Source organism: Nocardia wallacei (assembly GCF_029868745.1).
GTDB lineage: Bacteria > Actinomycetota > Actinomycetes > Mycobacteriales > Mycobacteriaceae > Nocardia > Nocardia wallacei_B.
In genome coordinates this window covers 1-16,441 of sequence record NZ_JARWOP010000097.1, presented here as the reverse complement: position 1 = coordinate 16,441, position 16,441 = coordinate 1, and the positions used below count along the sequence as shown (strand labels likewise).

Below are 16,441 nucleotides of genomic sequence, written 5' to 3'. Positions count from 1 at the left end.
AACCCCGCACCCTCCCCCCCCCCGCTTCTCGGGGGGCGGCGGCCGCCCCCCGCCCCGCCCGCCCCCGGCCCCGCCCCGGGCCTTTCCTGCCCGGGCCGCGGTCCTCATGCCGTCGACTAACGCGTCATCGAGCGACGCGGGCCGTACACAGCGATTGCTACGTCATGCAATGCCGCGGCATTTCCTGTGCGGAGGACTACGACTCCACACAGCACCAGGTAACAGATAAAGCAGAGCGATCCGAGCAAAGCGATGTCAGACACACCGACTCCTTCAGCGGAGTAGTACAACCTTCGAGTGCGCCCGCGCGGCATCCTCCCCTGTACTCAGGGCAACCACCGATCCAGATGCAGCCCCATCCAGAGTCCTCGGCCATCAGGTGGCCGACAACCTGTCGTGCGCCCCGTCGCGGCGGCGCACTCTCGCGTCATACCGACGTGACCGTGTCTATGCGATAACCCCCCGTCGTGGGCTGTACAGCATATAAGCAGTGCACGTCATCTCAAGTTGTCAGACTATTTCTCCTCCAATGCTTTTCGGTGGCCCCTTGGCAACCATCATCGCGAAGGCCGCCGCAACCCGCAACCAGGTGCTCTCACTACCAGTATGAGCAGGCTCCTGTTACCGGGATCGGAAGCGGCGCAGGCTCGGCGGCATGACACGAACGCTGCCTGGAACTCCATCGGCGACCGGCGTATCGGCGCTGTCGTCCGGCCGGTCGCTGACCGTTCTCGCCGTCATTCTGCTCGGGCAGTTCATGGCGGTTCTCGATGCCTCGATCGTCAATGTCGCGATTCCTTCCATTCGCACCTCGCTCGATGCCAGCGGATCGGCGTTGCAGCTGATCGTGTCCGGTTACGTGATCTCCTACGCCGTGCTGCTGGTGACCGGCGCTCGGCTCGGGGACAAGGTCGGCCAGCGGACGATGTTCCTGACCGGGCTGGCATTGTTCACGGTGGCCTCGCTCGCCTGCGGCTTGGCGTGGAATACGTTGGTGCTCATCGTGTTCCGATTCATCCAGGGTGTGGGTGCGGCGACCATGGTGCCGCAGGTGATGACGCTGATCCAGAAGACGTTCAGCGGTGGCGCGCGGGCGCGGGCGCTGTCGGCCTATGCGGCGGTGATTTCCGGCGCGATGGTGGTCGGGCAGATCGTGGGCGGTCTGCTCGTCAGCGCCGATATCGCCGGAAGCGGTTGGCGCGGCGTATTTCTGGTGAACGTGCCGATCGGCCTGGCCCTGCTGGCGATCGCGCCGGGGGTTCTTCCCGCCGCCGTCCGTGTCGAACGCAAGCTGGATCTGGCCGGACTGTCCGCGCTCACCCCGGCCGTCCTGCTGCTGGTGCTGCCACTCGTCCTCGGCCACGAGCAGCACTGGCCGGTGTGGACCTGGATCGCGCTGGTCTGTGCGGCAATCGGTTTCGCCACCTTCGCCCTCGTCGAGCGCCGCGTGCACCGGCGCGGCGGCGAATCGCTGTTCTCCGATCGCGTGCTGCGCGCGCCCGGTTTGGTCCTGGTCGCGGGCACGCTGTTCGTGATCATGGCCACCTTCAGCGGCTGGCTGTTCGTCACCGCGATCCACCTGCAAGGCCCGCTCGGATACTCGGCACTGCACGCCGGTCTGCTGTTCATCCCGTTCGGCGGCGTCTACGCGCTCGCCGGCTTGAATTGGCAGCGGATACCGAAACGCCTGCAGCCGTTCACGACTCCGGGCGGCCTGGTGCTCGGCGCCGTGACGATCGTGCTGCTCGGCCTGCGCCTGCGTGACGGTCACGCCATGGGAGCGCTGGAGCTGACGATCTTCGGCGTGACCGGTCTCGGCTTCGGAATCGCGTTCAGCCCGTTGATGACTCGGGCACTGAGCAAGGTCCCGCCCGCACTGGCCTCCGACGCCAGCGGCATTCTGGTGACCAGCGTGCAATTGGGCATCGTGGTCGGCATCGCCGGTTTCGGCTCGCTGTTCCTGAGCCAGGCCGGCGCCACGGCCTTGTCCGCGGCACACGCCGTCGGCCTCACCGCCGTGGCCGAAGGGATAACAGTGCTGGTGGCAAGCGTTTTGGCGGCCCGCGCGGTGCGGTAGAGCCGACAGAAGGGCACCCCGCGAGACTCCGCGAGGTGCCCTTCCCGTATCCGAGCTGGTGCGAGCACCGCCTCCGATGGTACAGAGAAATTCGGAATCTCTCTCTACCGCAACAAATCACCCACAATATTGCGGCGGCGACGTCATCGCCCGCGTATCGCGCGGCGGCAGAATGGGTTCGTCCGCCTCCGCCTCCGCGCCGTCCTCCACGAGCCGCCCCCGCGCCAGTTCGGCGTTCAGTCCCGCGCCGAGCAGCGCCGCCACATTGAGAATCCACAGCCACACCAGGAAGATCACCGCCCCGGCCAGCGATCCGTACACCTTGTTGTAGGAACCGAAATGCGCCACGTACACGCTGAATCCGGCCGAGGCGACGATCCACACGACCACCGCCAGCACACTGCCCGGCGTCAGCCACCGGAATCCCGGCTGCCGCGCGTTCGGCGCGACCCAGTACAGCAAGCTCACCACCGCGCCCATGAGTAGGGCGACCACTGGCCACTTCGCCAGTGCCCACGCCGATTCCACGAACGACCCGCCGCCGAGTCGATGCACGACGGCGCTGGTCGCCAGGCCCACCACCGCGCACAGACCGATCAGCACCACGAGCGCCGCCGTGACACCGAGGCGCATCGGCACCGTCTTCCACACCGGCCGCCCCTCCTGCACCTCGTAGATCCCGTTGGCCGCGCGCACGAACGCGCCGACGTACCCCGACGCGATCCACATCGCCACGGCCAGACCGACGAACGCCAGCGGCCCGGCGAGTTGCTGGGTGCCCTGCAATTCGTTCACCACGTCCACCAGCAACTCGGTGCCCCGGCCGGGCCCCAGCTCCCGGATGGCCCCGATCAGCGGAGAGGTGGCCGACGGCCGCAGCAGGCCCACGAACGCCGTCAGCATGATCAGGCCCGGAAAGATCGAGAGCACACTGTAATAGGTGAGCGCGGCCGCCCTGTCGGTGACGGTGTCGTCCCACAGCGCCACACCCAGCCGCCGCACCGCCGTCCACCACGTGCGCCTGCGCAGCCCGGTGGGGCCCGACGACCAGTCCACCGGCGCATCGCCGCGCGTTTTCGATCCGTTCACCTGCGCCTCCTCACCGGGGCGCGATACCCGAATCACGGAGATCACAAACTACGCCGGCACCGGGTGAGCGGCCTACGATCGATGAGAACGGCTGCGCCGGAATGACAACGAACACACCTGTTTGAGATCCCCGCGGCGGTCTATGTACTTCACGGAGGCGGCCCGCCGGGCCGCGCGTGAAGACGGTGAGGAGAGGTCGGCGTGGCCTGGGAGCTGGGTTGGCTGGTACCTGTGTCGGTGACGGCGATAGGTAGCGCGGCGGTTGTCGTGATCGCGATGTACTGGGTGTTCGTGGTCGGATACGAACGCCAGATCCGCGCCCGCTTCCGTGGCGGGGTGGCCCGCCGCCGCTGGGACTCCCACTACGTCGGCATGTGATCGGAGGAGCGAGACCCCGATCGATTTCCGGCCGTGGCGCCCTCCCGCCGCACATCGTTGCCCGATGTGCACGGCGAGGCAGCCGCCGCGCGGCAGATCCCGCAGCAGGCCACATCACAGCGCTCTACGCCGGTACGCTCGCGCGACGGCACAGAACAGGAGTAACGCATGGATTCGAGTGACGAAGTCGCCGAGCCGGTGACGCCCACCCGGACCATCGGCGTGCGGATACCGGCGGATTTCGAGGATCTGGCGCTGCTGCGCGCCGTGACCGAAACCGTCGCCCTCTTCGCGGATTTCGCGATGGATCAGGTCGTCGACATCCGTCTGGCCGTAGAGGAGGTCGCCACCGCCCTCGTGCAGGACAGCGTGCGCGACACCGAACTCGACTGCGCGTTCGAGTACGACCGTGCGGGCATGCGCGTGCGGGTCGCGGCGGTGACCAACTCGGACAAGGGTCCCGACGAGGGCGGCATGGGCTGGCACATCGTGTCGACCCTGACCGACTCGCTGACGACTTCGGTGGACCCCTACGACTCCGCCCTCGGCGGTCATCGCGCGATCATCGAATTCTGTTGCACCGCGGCGGTCACCGATGGCCGATGACCGCAATACGCCGCGGCGGCCGCGGCGCTCCACCCCGGACAGCTACGACAATATCGAGCCGCTGTTCGTCCAGCTCCACACGCTGGACCCGGACGACCCGCAGCGCCGGGCGCTTCGCGAAACCATCATTTCGCGATGCCTGCCGGTCGCGGAACACATCGCGCGCAAGTTCTCCGGCCGCGGCGAGAACTTCGAGGATCTGGTGCAGATCGCGCGGGTGGGGCTGGTCGCGGCGGTCGATCGCTTCGACCCCGCAGTCGGCAGCACCTTTCTCGGCTACGCGGTGCCCACGATCATGGGCGAGGTACGCCGCCACTTCCGCGACTACACCTGGGCAGTGCGAGTTCCCCGGCGGCTCAAGGAGATCCAGATCAAGCTGGGCCCGGCGACCGACGACCTGACGCATCGGCTGGGCCGGGTGCCCACGGCGCGCGAGATCGCCGAGGAACTCGAGGTCGACCTGGCCGAGGTCACCCAGGCGCTGATCGCACGCAACGGATACCAGGCCAGTTCGCTCGATTCGGCCACCGAGAGCGACGAGGGCGGCTCGTCACTGCTGGACACCCTCGGCACGGAGGAGCCGCAGTTCGGCGCCATCGATAACTATCTGGCCGTCAAGCCCCTGCTGGCCGCGCTGCCCGATCGGGAACGCCGGATATTGTCCATGCGATTCGGCGACTCGATGACCCAGCAGCAGATCGCCGAACAGCTCGGCTGTTCGCAGATGCAGATTTCGCGCATTCTCACGAAAACCCTGAAGAAATTGCGAGATCAGGCACTGCAGGAGTAAATCAAACCGCTTCGAATGCTTCGTCCACCGTGGTGCAGAGATTGAGCAGCTCCGACAACCCGGTGACGGTAATCGGCCGGGAGGTCGCCGGCTTGTCGGCGACCACCCACAGCCGGGCGCTCTCGGGAGCCGACCGGGAGCAGCCGGCGAGAACCGCCAGCCCGGCCGAGGCGAGAAACGTCACAGCGGTGAGATCCACGATTGTCGCGGGCGGCTGTGGGCCCTCACTCCAAGCGGTTTCGATGGCTTCCCGTAGCACCGGCGCGGTGAGAACGTCGATCTCGCCGCTGACGCGCAGAACCGTCGCTTTATCCTGCGTGTCGGCGACGATGTGAATACGCGTCTCGCTGGAGTTGTCGGACACTGCACGATTCTGTTCCGGGGCGCTATCGGTCACGCCTGGCAGTTTACGTTGTATCCACGGCGGACGGGAACCCGATCCGGGATGTGGCGCTCATCGCCGAGCGAGCAGGGCCTCGAGCCGGTCCAGCAGGGCCTCGAGGGCATCTTCGAACTCTTCCAGCGAACGGTCCTGCGCCAGCATCGGTTGCAGCCGCCGCAGTTGCGGGTAATCGGACAGGTCCCGCACCGGTTCCGGCCGCGATGCGGAATCCGCGCGCGGCGCCGGGGTGCGCGCGGATACTTCCAGCAGTAACTGCCCCAGCAGGAATGTCGTGTAGGACCGATACGCCACCACCGCGGCGATATCGTCGAAACCGTAGGACAGCAACGTATCCAGGAACGTTTCCATCCACTGCAGGCTGCGCAGCGGCGGCCGCACCCACGGCGCCTCCGGCGGGCGCGTGGCCACCAGCGGGAACAACTCCGGATGGTCCAGCGCGATCTGCCGCACCCCGTGCGCCAGTCGCACCAGAAAATCCTGCCACCCGTCCTCTCGGCGGCGGGCCGCGAGCTGATCGGTGCGCAAACGGTCGACCAGATGATCCACGATGCCGCTGAGCAAGTCTTCCCGGCCGTGCACGTACCGGTACAGGGCCATGGCCTCGACCCCGCATTCCGCACCCAGCCTGCGCATCGTCAACTTGTGCAGGCCTTCGCGATCGACCAGGTCGATAGCCAATTCCAGGATCGACCGGCGATTCAGTGGCGGGCGCGGTTCATCGGGCACTGATCACAGCACCGGACCCAGTTTGTTCGGTTCCCGGGGCAGCCGGACCACCTGGACGAAGAACTCGTCGATCTGTTTGATCGCGGCGATGAACTGATCCAGATCCACCGGTTTGGTGACGTAGGCATTCGCGTGCAGTTTGTAGCTGCGCAGAATGTCCTCCTCGGCCGCCGACGTGGTCAGGACGACCACCGGAATATGCGCGAGTTCGGCGTCGGACTTGATCGTCGCCAATACCTGGCGCCCATCGTATTTCGGCAGATTGAGGTCCAGCAGGATCAGGTCGGGGCGGGGCGCGTCGGCATGCTCGCCACGGCGATACAGGAAGTCGAGCGCTTCCTCGCCGTCGTGGGCGACATGCATGGTGTTGCCGATCTTGTTGTCGGCGAATGCCTCCCGGGTCATCAGCTCGTCGCCCGGATCGTCCTCGACCAGCAGAACATCGATGGGTTGGCCTGCCACGGTCATGCCGGTGCTCCTTCCACCTCGACCGGTGCGGCCGTGGTTTCTTCGTTGTTCGCCGGGAGTATGAAACAGAGTCGAGTGCCGTCGGTGTACGTGGTGTCCAGCCAGATACGGCCGCCGTGATACTCGACGATCTTCTTACACAGCGCCAAACCGATCCCGGTTCCACCGTATTCGTCGCGGCCGTGCAGCCGCTGGAAAATCACGAAGACCTTCTCGCTGAACTCGTCCGGAATGCCGATGCCGTTGTCGGTGACGCACAGCCGCCAGACCTCGCCCTCCTCGCCGGGTTCCGGCTCACAGTCTATGCGGACCACCGGCGCCCGGTCGGGGCTGCGGAATTTGACGGCGTTGCCGATCAGGTTCTGCCACAACATGACCAGCAATGTCGGGGCGGCATGCAGTTCGGGCAATTGCTCGGGCCGTCGCACGGTCGCGCCCGATTCCTCGATCGCGGTGGCGAGGTTGTCGAGGGCGCGGTCCAACGTCTGATCGAGAGCGACGGCCACCTTGTCCTCACCCAACCGGCCCACGCGGGAGAAGGTGAGCAGGTCGTTGATGAGGACCTGCATCCGCCGCGCGCCGTCCACGGCATACATCAGGTATTGCGTACCGCGCTCGTCGAACTTGTCGCCGTAGCGCTTCTCCAGCAGCTGACAGAAGGAGGCCACCTTGCGCAGCGGTTCCTGCAGATCATGGGAGGCGACATAGGCGAATTGCTCGAGTTCGGCGTTGGAACGGCGCAATTCGACGGCCTGCTCGTCGAGTTCCTCCGCTTGTCGCGCGAGCGCCTGCTGCTGCGCGCGGGAGGAGGCGAGTTCCTCGACGATGCGCCGCCGCATCGCCTCCACCGTCTGTGCCATGGTGCGTAGATCGGCCGGGCCGCGCGCGGCGATGCGGTGCTCGAAATCGCCGGCGGCCACTCGCAGCGAGGCCGACCGCAGATCCTGCAGCGGCCGCGTCACCAGCCGCCGGACCAGCACGGCCGACACCACGCCGGTGAGCAGGAACAGCGCCACCATGCCGCCCAGCACCCAGTCTCGCACGGCGCGGGTGTGCGCCAGCTCGGCGCGGTCGTCGGCGATCGTCGCGCTCAGCCCGGCGTTCTGGGTGTCGAACCGGGCGCGCAGCCGGTCGAACGCCGCCTTGCCGCCCAGCACGGCGTTCGGGTCCGCCGCCGGTGCGGAGTTCGCGGTCACGGCATCGATCAGCGGCCGGGCGTACCCGGTGCGCCACTGCGACGCCAGCTGTTCGACGGCATCGAGTTCGGCGACCAGTTCGGGCCGATCGCCGATCAGGGTCCGCATTCGCGCGGCCGCGCGGGCCTCGTCCTGCTCGCCCTGCTGGAACGGCGTCAGGAATTGCTCGTCCGCGCTGAGGGCATAGCCCCGCACGCCCGTCTCCTGGTTCACCAGCGCGGCCTGCAGGCGATACGCCTCGGTGGCCGCCGGTTCCGTGCGATCGATCAGCCGATCGGTGACCTGCCCGGTCTGCTGCAGCAACCGGACACCGACAAAGGTTGCGACGATCACCAGCAGCACCATGCTCGCCAGCACGACATAGAACCACCGCTGCACACTGAGCCTGCCGACCACACCCACCTTCCCCGATCCACCCAACTCTCCCCGCGGCGCTGTGTCCCCGTTGCCCTGTCGCGATGTGGCCTCGTCTCCGTGCGGCGATCCGCCCAACTCGCCCTGCGGCGCTGCGATCGCGTCTTCCTGCCGCGACATGGCCGCCTTTCCCGGTCGCGATCCGACCGCTCCCTCCGACCGGGGTGTGGCCTTCTCTTCCTGCGGCGCTGCGTCCCCGTTGCCCTGCTTCGGCGTGCCCGTCATCGCGGCTCGGTCGCGGCGTGGGCCCAGCGCACGTAGACCGCGGCCACGTCGTCGGCGAGGCCGCCCTTGTCCTCGGCCAGGGCCTCGGCGGCGGCGATCAGCTCGTCGACGAACGGGCCCGGGTCCCGGCCGGCCGCCGCGCCGGCCAGCTCGAGCAGGCCCTCTTCGCCCAGTCGTTCGTCGCCGACGCCGTTGTGGCCCTCGAACAGGCCGTCGGTGAACAGCAGCAGGCCCGCGCCGGGCGGCAGGGTCATCTCGTGCACCGTGCACTCGATCGGATCCGGGAGCAGGCCGAGTGCGGCGCAACCGGGGACCTCGACCCATTCGACCGCCTCGGCACGATGCAGGAGGAGGCCGGGATGCCCCACCCGCATCAGCTGTACGGTCGTGTGGTCCGGCAGCAGCGTCACCGTGGTCATCGTCGCGAAGATATCAGTGCCGACGCGTTCGGCGAGTAGCACCTGCTCCAGCAACCGCAGTTGCTGCGGACCGGTCGTTCCCGCGAGAACCAATGTGCGCCAAGCGATTCGCAATGCCACGCCGAGCGCCGCCTCGTCCGGGCCGTGCCCGCAGACATCGCCGACCACCACGTGCACCGACCCGTCCTCGGTGCGGACCACGTCGTAGAAGTCGCCGCCGAGCAATCCGCTCGCCCGGCCCGAGCGATACCGGGCGACCACGTCGACGTCCCCGCTCGCGCCGAGCAACGGGGTGGGCAGCAGGCCGCGCTCCAGCCGCGCGTTCTCGCGCGCCCGCATCTGGCCCGCCCGCAACGCGGCGGTCGCGCGCTCGGCCTGCTTGCGTTGCACGGCGTAGCGCACGGCACGGCCCAGCAGCTCCGGCTCGACCCGGCCCTTGACCAGGTAGTCCTGCGCGCCCGAGGCCACCGCCGCGAGACCCGCCTCCTCATCGTCCAGACCGGTGAGCACCACCACCGCGACGTCGTCGGCGTGCTCGCGCACCCGCTGCAGGGCCTCCATGCCGGCGGCGTCGGGCAGATTCAGATCCAGCAGTACACAATCGGGCAGCGTGGTCGCGAGTCGCTCGATGGCCTCGCGGATCGACCGCACCCACAGCAACCGCAGCGGCGGCGCGGTATCCGCGGCCAACTCCTCCACCAGCAGCGCATCACCCGGATCGTCCTCGACGAGCAGCACCAGCGGTTCCTGACCGTCCCCCACCGCGGCGGCGCGCGCGGACCGGGCGAGGGCGCCCTCGGCACCCGCGCCGTGGTCTCGGGAAAGCATCGGCAAACACTCCTTCCATCGCACCGCGGCCGTGGGGTGAGCCGTGTGCGTCCGTCACGAAAGCCGGAGCTTCCAGCCGCTTTCTCGACGTAGAAGTGCCGCCCGCCGGGAAGTTTACGTTGTAAGCGCACAAAAGCGCATAGCCACCGGCCGGACGGGTATGCCGAAATCGTGGCGTTGCGAAACGACTCCCGCTCGGGCAGTGCCGGGGCGGGCAGTAGAAGGCACAGACAGTCGTCGAGCCGTGGCGGGGAACGCATCCGACTGGACCTCGACGCCGTGCCGCCCGCGCGATTGCGGAGCCTGGTCCAGGAACTCCTCGCGGAGAATCACGAGGAGCTGTCCATCCCGGACGCGGTACAGATCGCCGACGAACTCGCCAGCAACGCGCTCCGGCACGGGGCGGCACCGCGGAGCTGCACGATCACCCTGTCGGCCGGACCTCGTCTGCGCATCGAGGTCGCCGACGCCTCTCCGATCGATCCCCGGTTTCGCTCCGCGGACGAAACGGGCGGTCTCGGACTGGTGCTGGTCGATCAGATGTCCTCGGGCTGGGGCGTGATCCACCGCAGCGGCCGCAAAATCGTGTGGGCGGAACTGGCCGTCGAGCAGCGCGGCACCGGCCCGCCACTATGCACCGAGTTGCATAGTACATCGCGTATCAGTTAATCTCGCCGCATGGCCCTCGAGCACGCGCTGCTGGTATCGCTGACCGAGCGCGCCGGTTCGGGCTACGAACTCGCACGCCGGTTCGACAAATCCATCGGATTCTTCTGGAACGCCACCCACCAGCAGATCTATCGCGTCCTCAAGCGCATGGAGCAGCAGGGCTGGATCACCGGCGAGGCCGTGCCGCAGGACGGCCGCCCCGACAAGAAGGTCTACAGCGTCAGCGCCGCCGGCCGCGCCGAACTGGCCCGCTGGATCGCCGCGCCGAGCGAGGACATCGGCCCGTTGCGCAGCGAACTCGGCATCAAGATCCGCGCCGCCGCCCACGGTGACCTGCCCGCGCTGCTCGCGGAGGTGACCCGGCACCGCGACCGGCACGCCCAGCGACTCGACGTCTACCGCCTGATCGAGAAGAAGGACTTCCCCGCGCCGCACCGCCTGACCGGCACCGCCCTGCATCAATACCTGGTGCTGCGCGGCGGCATCCGGGTGGAGTCGGGCTTCGTCGAATGGTGCGACGAGGTGCTGGACGCGCTCCGACCGAAAGGTGAAACCCGATGACGCCCAACCCGTATCCGCATCTGTTCGAGCCGCTCACCGTCGGCGGCGCCACGCTGCGCAACCGAGTGGTGATGGGGTCGATGCACACCGGGCTCGAGGACCGGGCCTGGGACGCCAACCGGCTGGCCGCCTATTTCGCCGAGCGCGCCCGCGGCGGTGTCGGGCTCATCATCACCGGCGGCTACGCCCCGAACCGGGAGGGCTGGCTACTGCCGTTCGGCGCCAAGCTCACCAACAAGACCGAGGCCTACCGGCATCGCGCGATCACCAGGGCGGTGCACCGCGAGGGCGGCCGGATCGCCTTGCAGATCCTGCACGCGGGTCGCTACGCCTATGTGCCGTTCAGTGTCTCGGCCTCCTCGATCAAGGCTCCCATCAACCCCTTTCGGCCGCGCAAGCTGTCGGGCAAGGGCGTCGAACGCACCATCGACGACTACGTGCGCTGCGCCGAGTTGGCGAAGTTCGCCGGCTACGACGGCGTCGAGGTGATGGGCGGCGAGGGCTATCTGATCAACCAGTTCCTCGCCCCGCGCACCAACAAGCGCACTGACGAGTGGGGCGGTTCGGCGGCGAACCGGCGCCGGTTCCCGGTGGAGATCGTGCGGCGGATGCGGGCCGCCGTCGGCGACGACTTCCTCATCGTCTTCCGGCTGTCCATGGCCGAGTTCGTGGAATACGGCCAGACCGAGACCGAGATCATCACGCTGGCAACGGAATTGGAGCGCGCCGGGGTCAGCATCATCAACACCGACATCGGCTGGCACGAGGCCCGCGTCCCGACCATCGTGACCTCGGTGCCCCGTGCGGCTTTCGTCGAGTACACCGCGAAAATCAAAGCGCGGGTGAGCATTCCGGTATGCGCGTCGAACCGGATCAACATGCCGGAAGTGGCCGAGGAGATCCTCACCCGCGGCGACGCCGACCTGGTCTCGCTGGCCCGGCCGCTGCTGGCCGACCCGGAGTGGGTGATCAAGGCGCAACAGACCCGCGGTGACGAGATCAACACCTGCATCGCCTGCAACCAGGCCTGCCTGGACCACGCCTTCGTCCACAAAACCGTGTCCTGCCTGCTCAATCCGCGCGCCGGGCACGAGACCGAACTGCGGTTGCTGCCCACCCGGCGGATGCGGCGCGTCGCGGTGGTCGGCGCGGGCCCGGCCGGGCTGTCGGCGGCGGTCACCCTGGCCGAACGCGGGCACAAGGTGGACCTGTTCGAGGCCGACGACAAGATCGGCGGGCAGTTCGACATCGCGCGGCGCATCCCCGGCAAAGAGGAATTCAACGAGACCATCCGCTACTTCACCCGCAAACTCGAGGTCAGCGGCGTACGAGTGTTCCTGAACCGGCGGGTGGACGCGGCGGAACTGGTCGAGGGCCGTTACGACCACGTGGTGCTGGCCACCGGCGTGCGCCCGCGCATCCCGAACATCCCCGGCATCGATCACCCGAAGGTGCTCACCTACGCGGAACTGGTGCGCGAGGAGAAGCCGGTCGGCAAGAAGGTCGCCGTGATCGGCGCGGGCGGAATCGGTTACGACGTCAGCGAATTCCTCACCGTGGACGGTCATCCGGCGCTGAAACTCGACGAGTGGAAGCGGGAGTGGGGAGTGACGAGCGACGACCCGGAGGCTCCCGGACAGCTCACCGCGCCCGTGCCGTCCCCCGCCGCCAGGGAAGTTGTTCTGCTGCAACGCAAGTCGTCGCCGTTCGGAAAGAGCCTGGGCAAGACGAGCGGCTGGGTGCATCGAGCCGCGTTGAAAGCCAAGGGCGTCGAGCAGGTCGGCGGGGTCAACTACGAGCGCATCGACGATCGCGGCCTGCACATCAGCTTCGGCGAGCAGCGCAAGCGACCGACCGTCATCGAATGCGACAACGTGATCCTCTGCGCCGGACAGGAATCCGTGCGCGAACTGGAGGCTCCGCTGCGAGCGGCGGGAATGCCGGTTCATCTGATCGGCGGCGCCGACGTGGCGGCCGAACTGGACGCCAAGCGCGCCATCGACCAGGGCACCCGGCTGGCGGCGGCGCTGTAATGCCGGAACTGGTGAGCCTGGGCCTGCCCGGTGACGAAAAGGCTTGGACCGCTCTCGGTTTCACCGTCGACGAGCACCGCAGAATGCCGGTGGGCGCGGTCTCGTGCGTTGTCGGCATGCCGCCGAGCTGGGGGTTCGACGAATTGCGCGGCGACGCCTCGGAACTCGGTGTGCCGGAACTACTCAGCGAGAACGCCGCCGCCGCCGCAGGTCCGGAACAGCGGCTGGAGCAGTTGCTCGAGCATATGTCCGACGATCCGAGCGGCGCCGATCTTACTGCCGCCCTGGGAGTTTCCAGCCCGCATCCCAACGGCGTGACCTTCGTCGACCACATCGTCTACCTGGTGCACGACCTGGACGAGTCCGTGGCGGCCCTGGCCGACGTGCTCGGCATGCCGCCGCGCCGCCGCTTCCATCCGCGCGGGCCGTCCGGCCCGGAGATGGCGTTCTACCGCGTGGGCGAGGCTTTCATCGAGGTCGTCGCCGCCCGGCGGCCACCGGCGCTGATCGGCATCGCCTTCGGCACTCCGGATCTCGACGCCACCGTCGCCGCCGTGCGCGCGGCCGGCGGCCCGATCGGCGACCCGAAACCAGCGGTGCAGGGCGGGCGCATCGCCAGCGTGTGGAACGGCCACATCGACTGGGGCATCGCCTTCATGGAGCCACCGGTAGGCTCCGGGTCGTGAGCCTGCCTGCACCGACCTCCGAGAACCGTGCCGTCGTCACCGGAGCCTCCTCCGGCATCGGCACCGCGCTGGCCGAGGAGCTCGCCCGGCGCGGATATTCGCTGATCCTGGTGGCCCGCCGGGGTGACCTGCTCAGCGAGCTGGCCGGGCGGCTGACCGAGCGATACGGCGTCGTCGCCGAGGTGCGCGCGGTGGACCTGTCCGACCGCGAGCAGCGGGCGCCGCTGGCCGAGGAGCTGTCCCGCCGCGACATCGTGATCCTGTGCAACAACGCCGGAGTCGCGACCTTCGGCCCCGTCGCGAAGCTGGATCTGGAGTTCGAGCGGGCGGTGATGGAACTCAACGCGGTCGCCGTGCACGATCTCACGCTGGCCGTGCTGCCCGGCATGACCGCGCGCGGCAGCGGAGGCATCCTCATCACGGGTTCGGCCGCCGGCAACATGCCGATCCCGAACAACGCCACCTACGCGGCGACCAAGGCCTTCACCAACAGCTTCTCCGAATCGCTGCGCGGCGAACTCACCGGCACCGGCATCAACGTCACCCTGCTCGCGCCGGGCCCGGTCCGCACCGACAACCCCGATCAGGACGAGGTCGGCAGCAAGATCCCCGACTTCATCTGGGTATCGGCCGCCTACACCGCCAAGATCTCCATCGACGCGCTGGAACGCAACAAGATGCGGGTGGTGCCGGGCCTGATCAGCAAGGGCATGAGCGTCGCCGGACAGTACGCGCCGCGGGCGGTCACCGCGCCGATCGTGGGCACGTTCTACAAGAAGCTCGGCGGTAGCTGACCTCGGGGCGTGCGACCGATCACACCGGTGTCAGGACCGCGTCAAGATCGCGCCGCCGCATGTCAAGGCCGCGTAGTCGGCCGTTTCGACGCCCCGGAACCGGCGTAGTCCTGTCGGTGGCCCCGCAGCACAGGCGAAAGCGGGGAACACCGCAGGAGAGATCGTGACGCTGCTCGAGATATTCCCTTCGCTGCGATCGGGAATGCCGTCCCCCCGCGTCGACACGACCGTCTGGCCGTGCGAGACCCACCACGACGACCTCGGACGCATCACCCTCGGCGGGGTCGCCCTGGCCGACCTCGCCGACCAGTACGGCACCCCCGCCTACGTCGTCGACGAGACCGAGGTCCGCCGCCGCTGCCAGGCCTACCGCAAGCATTTCCCGGAGGGCGAGATCGTCTACGCCGCCAAGGCGCTGCTGACCAAGGCGGTGGCCGGGTGGATCGCCGAGGAGGGGCTGTCGCTGGATGTGTGCTCGGGTGGCGAGCTTGCCGTGGCGCTGGCCGCCGGTGTCGATCCGGCGCGAATTGTGCTGCACGGCAGCGGGAAACCGTTCGCCGAGCTGGAGGCGGCCGTGGCGGCGGGGGTCGGGCGTATCGTGATCGATTCGCTCACCGAGATCACGCTGCTGTCGGCGCTGGTGTCGCGGCGGCAGCAGGTGCTGTTGCGACTGTCGCCGGGTATCGATGTGCACGGGCATCCGGCCGTGAAAACCGGTGTGGCGGACCAGAAGTTCGGTTTTCCGCTGGGTAGTGCCCAGGCGGCCGAGGCGATCGAGCGGGTGCTGCGGCAGCCCGCGCTCGAACTGGTCGGCTTCCACTGCCATCTGGGTTCGCAGATCCACGATCCGGATTTCTACGGTGAGGCCGTGCGACGGCTGGTGGCCGAGATGTCCAGGGTACGTATGGAATACGGGGTGCTGCTCACCCAGCTCGATCTCGGCGGCGGGCACGCGGTCGCCTACCGGTCGGGTGACGCCGAACTGAATCTGTACGAACTGGCCGACATCATCGAGGACGCGCTCGACGCCGCGTGTGCGCGCCACCGCTTCCCCCGCCCGCGGATCGCGCTGGAGCCCGGCCGTGCGATCGTCGCCCGCGCCGGGGTGACGCTGTACCGGGTGATGACGGTCAAGCACATCGAGGGCGGGCGCACGTTCGTCATCGTCGACGGCGGCATGAACGACAATCCGCGCGTCGCCCTGTACGGCGCCCGCTACGACGCCGTCGTCGCCAACCGCCACCCCACCGGCCCGTTCATGACCGCCACGGTCGCCGGCCGCTACTGCGAAGCAGGCGACATCCTCGCCCCCGACATCCGCCTCCCCGCCGACCTACGCCCCGGCGAAATCCTCGCTATCCCCTGCACCGGCGCCTACCACCACAGCCTCGCCTCCACCTACAACGGCGTAGGCCGCCCACCCCTCATCTCCGTCCACCAAGGCCGCTCCCGCGAACTCATCCGCCGCGAAACCCCATCCGACCTCCTCGCCCGAGACCTCGGCTGACCACCTCACCCGCCAAGCCCCACACCCCCACTCACCAACCACCACACCCCAACTCACCCACCCAACCCCGACCACCAGGCCCCACCACCCAACTCACCCACCACAACCTGCCCCGCACTCCGGCTGGTCCACTCGGTGGCCTCCAGCCCCGAAACATCGGCCTACCACCCGTCGGCCTTCCCGCCCCAAACCCACGTTGATCCGCCCGCCGACCACCAAGCCCCCACCTCCCCCACCAACCACTAAGCCCCACACTCCAACTCACCCACCCACCAAAACCCACAGCAAACTCACCTGAGGTTCACCCCGGGGAGTGGACACCGAGTTAGCGGGATGGTTGTTCCCGCTGGTTAGGATGTCTGTGTGCCTCCTCGTAAGCGTCGGTCGTTCACGGCCGAGTACAAGGTCGAGGCTGCGCATCGTGTGATCGTTTCGGGTCGCACGGTCGCTGAAGTTGCCCGGGAGCTGGGTATTCACGAGAGTCTGCTGGGGACGTGGGTCAAAGATGAGCGGCGCAGGATCGCCGCGGCCGAGATCCACGGGGAAAAGCCCTTGGATGCTGCGGAGCGGGC

At 68.2% G+C, this 16,441-nt stretch carries 17 protein-coding genes; 11 read left to right on the top strand and 6 right to left on the bottom strand.

What is annotated here, in order from left to right; translation table 11 throughout:
* The first annotated feature begins 655 nt into the window (after nt 1–655).
* Nucleotides 656–2,077, top strand: a complete 1,422-nt coding sequence (locus QH470_RS07350) for an MFS transporter (RefSeq protein ID WP_280271516.1) — start codon at nt 656–658, stop codon at nt 2,075–2,077.
* A gap of 117 nt (nt 2,078–2,194) precedes the next feature.
* Here the strand turns inward: QH470_RS07350 and QH470_RS07345 are convergent, their stop codons facing one another.
* The gene (locus tag QH470_RS07345; RefSeq protein ID WP_280271515.1) at nt 2,195–3,166 is read right to left on the bottom strand and encodes a YihY/virulence factor BrkB family protein; all 972 of its coding nucleotides are present in this window, start codon (nt 3,164–3,166) and stop codon (nt 2,195–2,197) included.
* A 201-nt stretch (nt 3,167–3,367) separates the two neighbouring features.
* Here QH470_RS07345 and QH470_RS07340 point away from each other — a divergent pair, with 201 nt between their 5' ends.
* The 3 genes from QH470_RS07340 (at nt 3,368) to QH470_RS07330 (ending at nt 4,940) form a co-directional block, all read left to right on the top strand.
* Nucleotides 3,368–3,544, top strand: coding sequence for a hypothetical protein (locus QH470_RS07340; RefSeq protein WP_280271514.1), 177 nt, complete (start codon nt 3,368–3,370; stop codon nt 3,542–3,544).
* A 168-nt stretch (nt 3,545–3,712) separates the two neighbouring features.
* The gene (locus tag QH470_RS07335) at nt 3,713–4,150 is read left to right on the top strand and encodes an ATP-binding protein (RefSeq protein WP_280271513.1); all 438 of its coding nucleotides are present in this window, start codon (nt 3,713–3,715) and stop codon (nt 4,148–4,150) included.
* On the top strand, nt 4,140–4,940 hold the full coding sequence (locus QH470_RS07330; RefSeq protein ID WP_280271512.1) for an RNA polymerase sigma factor SigF: 801 nt from the start codon (nt 4,140–4,142) through the stop codon (nt 4,938–4,940). The genes QH470_RS07335 and QH470_RS07330 overlap by 11 nt, the downstream gene beginning before the upstream one ends.
* 1 nt (nt 4,941) lies before the next feature.
* On the opposite strand, the gene QH470_RS07325 is transcribed toward QH470_RS07330, so the two are convergent.
* The 5 genes from QH470_RS07325 to QH470_RS07305 all read right to left on the bottom strand — a co-directional run bounded on the left by QH470_RS07325 (nt 4,942) and on the right by QH470_RS07305 (nt 9,619).
* Nucleotides 4,942–5,337, bottom strand: a complete 396-nt coding sequence (locus QH470_RS07325) for an anti-sigma factor antagonist (RefSeq protein WP_280271511.1) — start codon at nt 5,335–5,337, stop codon at nt 4,942–4,944.
* 57 nt (nt 5,338–5,394) lie between these two features.
* Complete coding sequence (locus QH470_RS07320; RefSeq protein WP_280271510.1) at nt 5,395–6,069, bottom strand: TetR/AcrR family transcriptional regulator; 675 nt, start codon at nt 6,067–6,069, stop codon at nt 5,395–5,397.
* A 3-nt stretch (nt 6,070–6,072) separates the two neighbouring features.
* Nucleotides 6,073–6,537 (bottom strand): response regulator, encoded by a 465-nt coding sequence (locus QH470_RS07315; protein ID WP_280271509.1) that lies wholly within the window; start codon nt 6,535–6,537, stop codon nt 6,073–6,075.
* Complete coding sequence (locus tag QH470_RS07310) at nt 6,534–8,078, bottom strand: sensor histidine kinase (protein ID WP_280271517.1); 1,545 nt, start codon at nt 8,076–8,078, stop codon at nt 6,534–6,536. Before QH470_RS07310 ends, QH470_RS07315 begins: the two co-directional genes overlap by 4 nt.
* A 290-nt stretch (nt 8,079–8,368) precedes the next feature.
* Nucleotides 8,369–9,619 (bottom strand): PP2C family protein-serine/threonine phosphatase, encoded by a 1,251-nt coding sequence (locus QH470_RS07305; protein WP_280271508.1) that lies wholly within the window; start codon nt 9,617–9,619, stop codon nt 8,369–8,371.
* Between the two features lie 171 nt (nt 9,620–9,790).
* Between QH470_RS07305 and QH470_RS07300 the strand changes: the two genes are divergently transcribed.
* The 7 genes from QH470_RS07300 to QH470_RS07270 all read left to right on the top strand — a co-directional run.
* The gene (locus tag QH470_RS07300; RefSeq protein WP_280271507.1) at nt 9,791–10,288 is read left to right on the top strand and encodes an ATP-binding protein; all 498 of its coding nucleotides are present in this window, start codon (nt 9,791–9,793) and stop codon (nt 10,286–10,288) included.
* A 9-nt stretch (nt 10,289–10,297) separates the two neighbouring features.
* Nucleotides 10,298–10,849 (top strand): PadR family transcriptional regulator, encoded by a 552-nt coding sequence (locus QH470_RS07295; RefSeq protein ID WP_280271506.1) that lies wholly within the window; start codon nt 10,298–10,300, stop codon nt 10,847–10,849.
* On the top strand, nt 10,846–12,882 hold the full coding sequence (locus QH470_RS07290; protein ID WP_280271505.1) for an FAD-dependent oxidoreductase: 2,037 nt from the start codon (nt 10,846–10,848) through the stop codon (nt 12,880–12,882). The genes QH470_RS07295 and QH470_RS07290 overlap by 4 nt, the downstream gene beginning before the upstream one ends.
* On the top strand, nt 12,882–13,568 hold the full coding sequence (locus QH470_RS07285) for a VOC family protein (RefSeq protein WP_280271504.1): 687 nt from the start codon (nt 12,882–12,884) through the stop codon (nt 13,566–13,568). Before QH470_RS07290 ends, QH470_RS07285 begins: the two co-directional genes overlap by 1 nt.
* A complete protein-coding gene (gene cmrA / locus QH470_RS07280) occupies nt 13,565–14,362 on the top strand; it encodes a mycolate reductase (RefSeq protein WP_280271503.1) in 798 nt (265 codons plus the stop codon). The genes QH470_RS07285 and cmrA overlap by 4 nt, the downstream gene beginning before the upstream one ends.
* 163 nt (nt 14,363–14,525) lie before the next feature.
* Nucleotides 14,526–15,869: a diaminopimelate decarboxylase gene (gene lysA / locus QH470_RS07275; RefSeq protein WP_280271502.1), complete on the top strand. Its 1,344-nt coding sequence runs from the start codon at nt 14,526–14,528 to the stop codon at nt 15,867–15,869.
* 363 nt (nt 15,870–16,232) lie between these two features.
* Nucleotides 16,233–16,441: transposase (locus tag QH470_RS07270; RefSeq protein ID WP_280271501.1), on the top strand; the 209-nt coding region annotated here is incomplete at its 3' end.

What these genes read in the sequence shown, in the direction of transcription:
- QH470_RS07290 (WP_280271505.1), top strand. Translation starts at nt 10,846, where the DNA reads ATGACGCCCAACCCGTATCCGCATCTGTTCGAGCCGCTCACCGTCGGC.
- QH470_RS07350 (WP_280271516.1), top strand. Translation starts at nt 656, where the DNA reads ATGACACGAACGCTGCCTGGAACTCCATCGGCGACCGGCGTATCGGCG.
- QH470_RS07285 (WP_280271504.1), top strand. Translation starts at nt 12,882, where the DNA reads ATGCCGGAACTGGTGAGCCTGGGCCTGCCCGGTGACGAAAAGGCTTGG.
- QH470_RS07295 (WP_280271506.1), top strand. Translation starts at nt 10,298, where the DNA reads ATGGCCCTCGAGCACGCGCTGCTGGTATCGCTGACCGAGCGCGCCGGT.
- QH470_RS07310 (WP_280271517.1), bottom strand. Translation starts at nt 8,078, where the DNA reads ATGGTGCTGCTGGTGATCGTCGCAACCTTTGTCGGTGTCCGGTTGCTG.
- QH470_RS07335 (WP_280271513.1), top strand. Translation starts at nt 3,713, where the DNA reads ATGGATTCGAGTGACGAAGTCGCCGAGCCGGTGACGCCCACCCGGACC.
- QH470_RS07315 (WP_280271509.1), bottom strand. Translation starts at nt 6,537, where the DNA reads ATGACCGTGGCAGGCCAACCCATCGATGTTCTGCTGGTCGAGGACGAT.
- QH470_RS07305 (WP_280271508.1), bottom strand. Translation starts at nt 9,619, where the DNA reads ATGCTTTCCCGAGACCACGGCGCGGGTGCCGAGGGCGCCCTCGCCCGG.
- QH470_RS07330 (WP_280271512.1), top strand. Translation starts at nt 4,140, where the DNA reads ATGGCCGATGACCGCAATACGCCGCGGCGGCCGCGGCGCTCCACCCCG.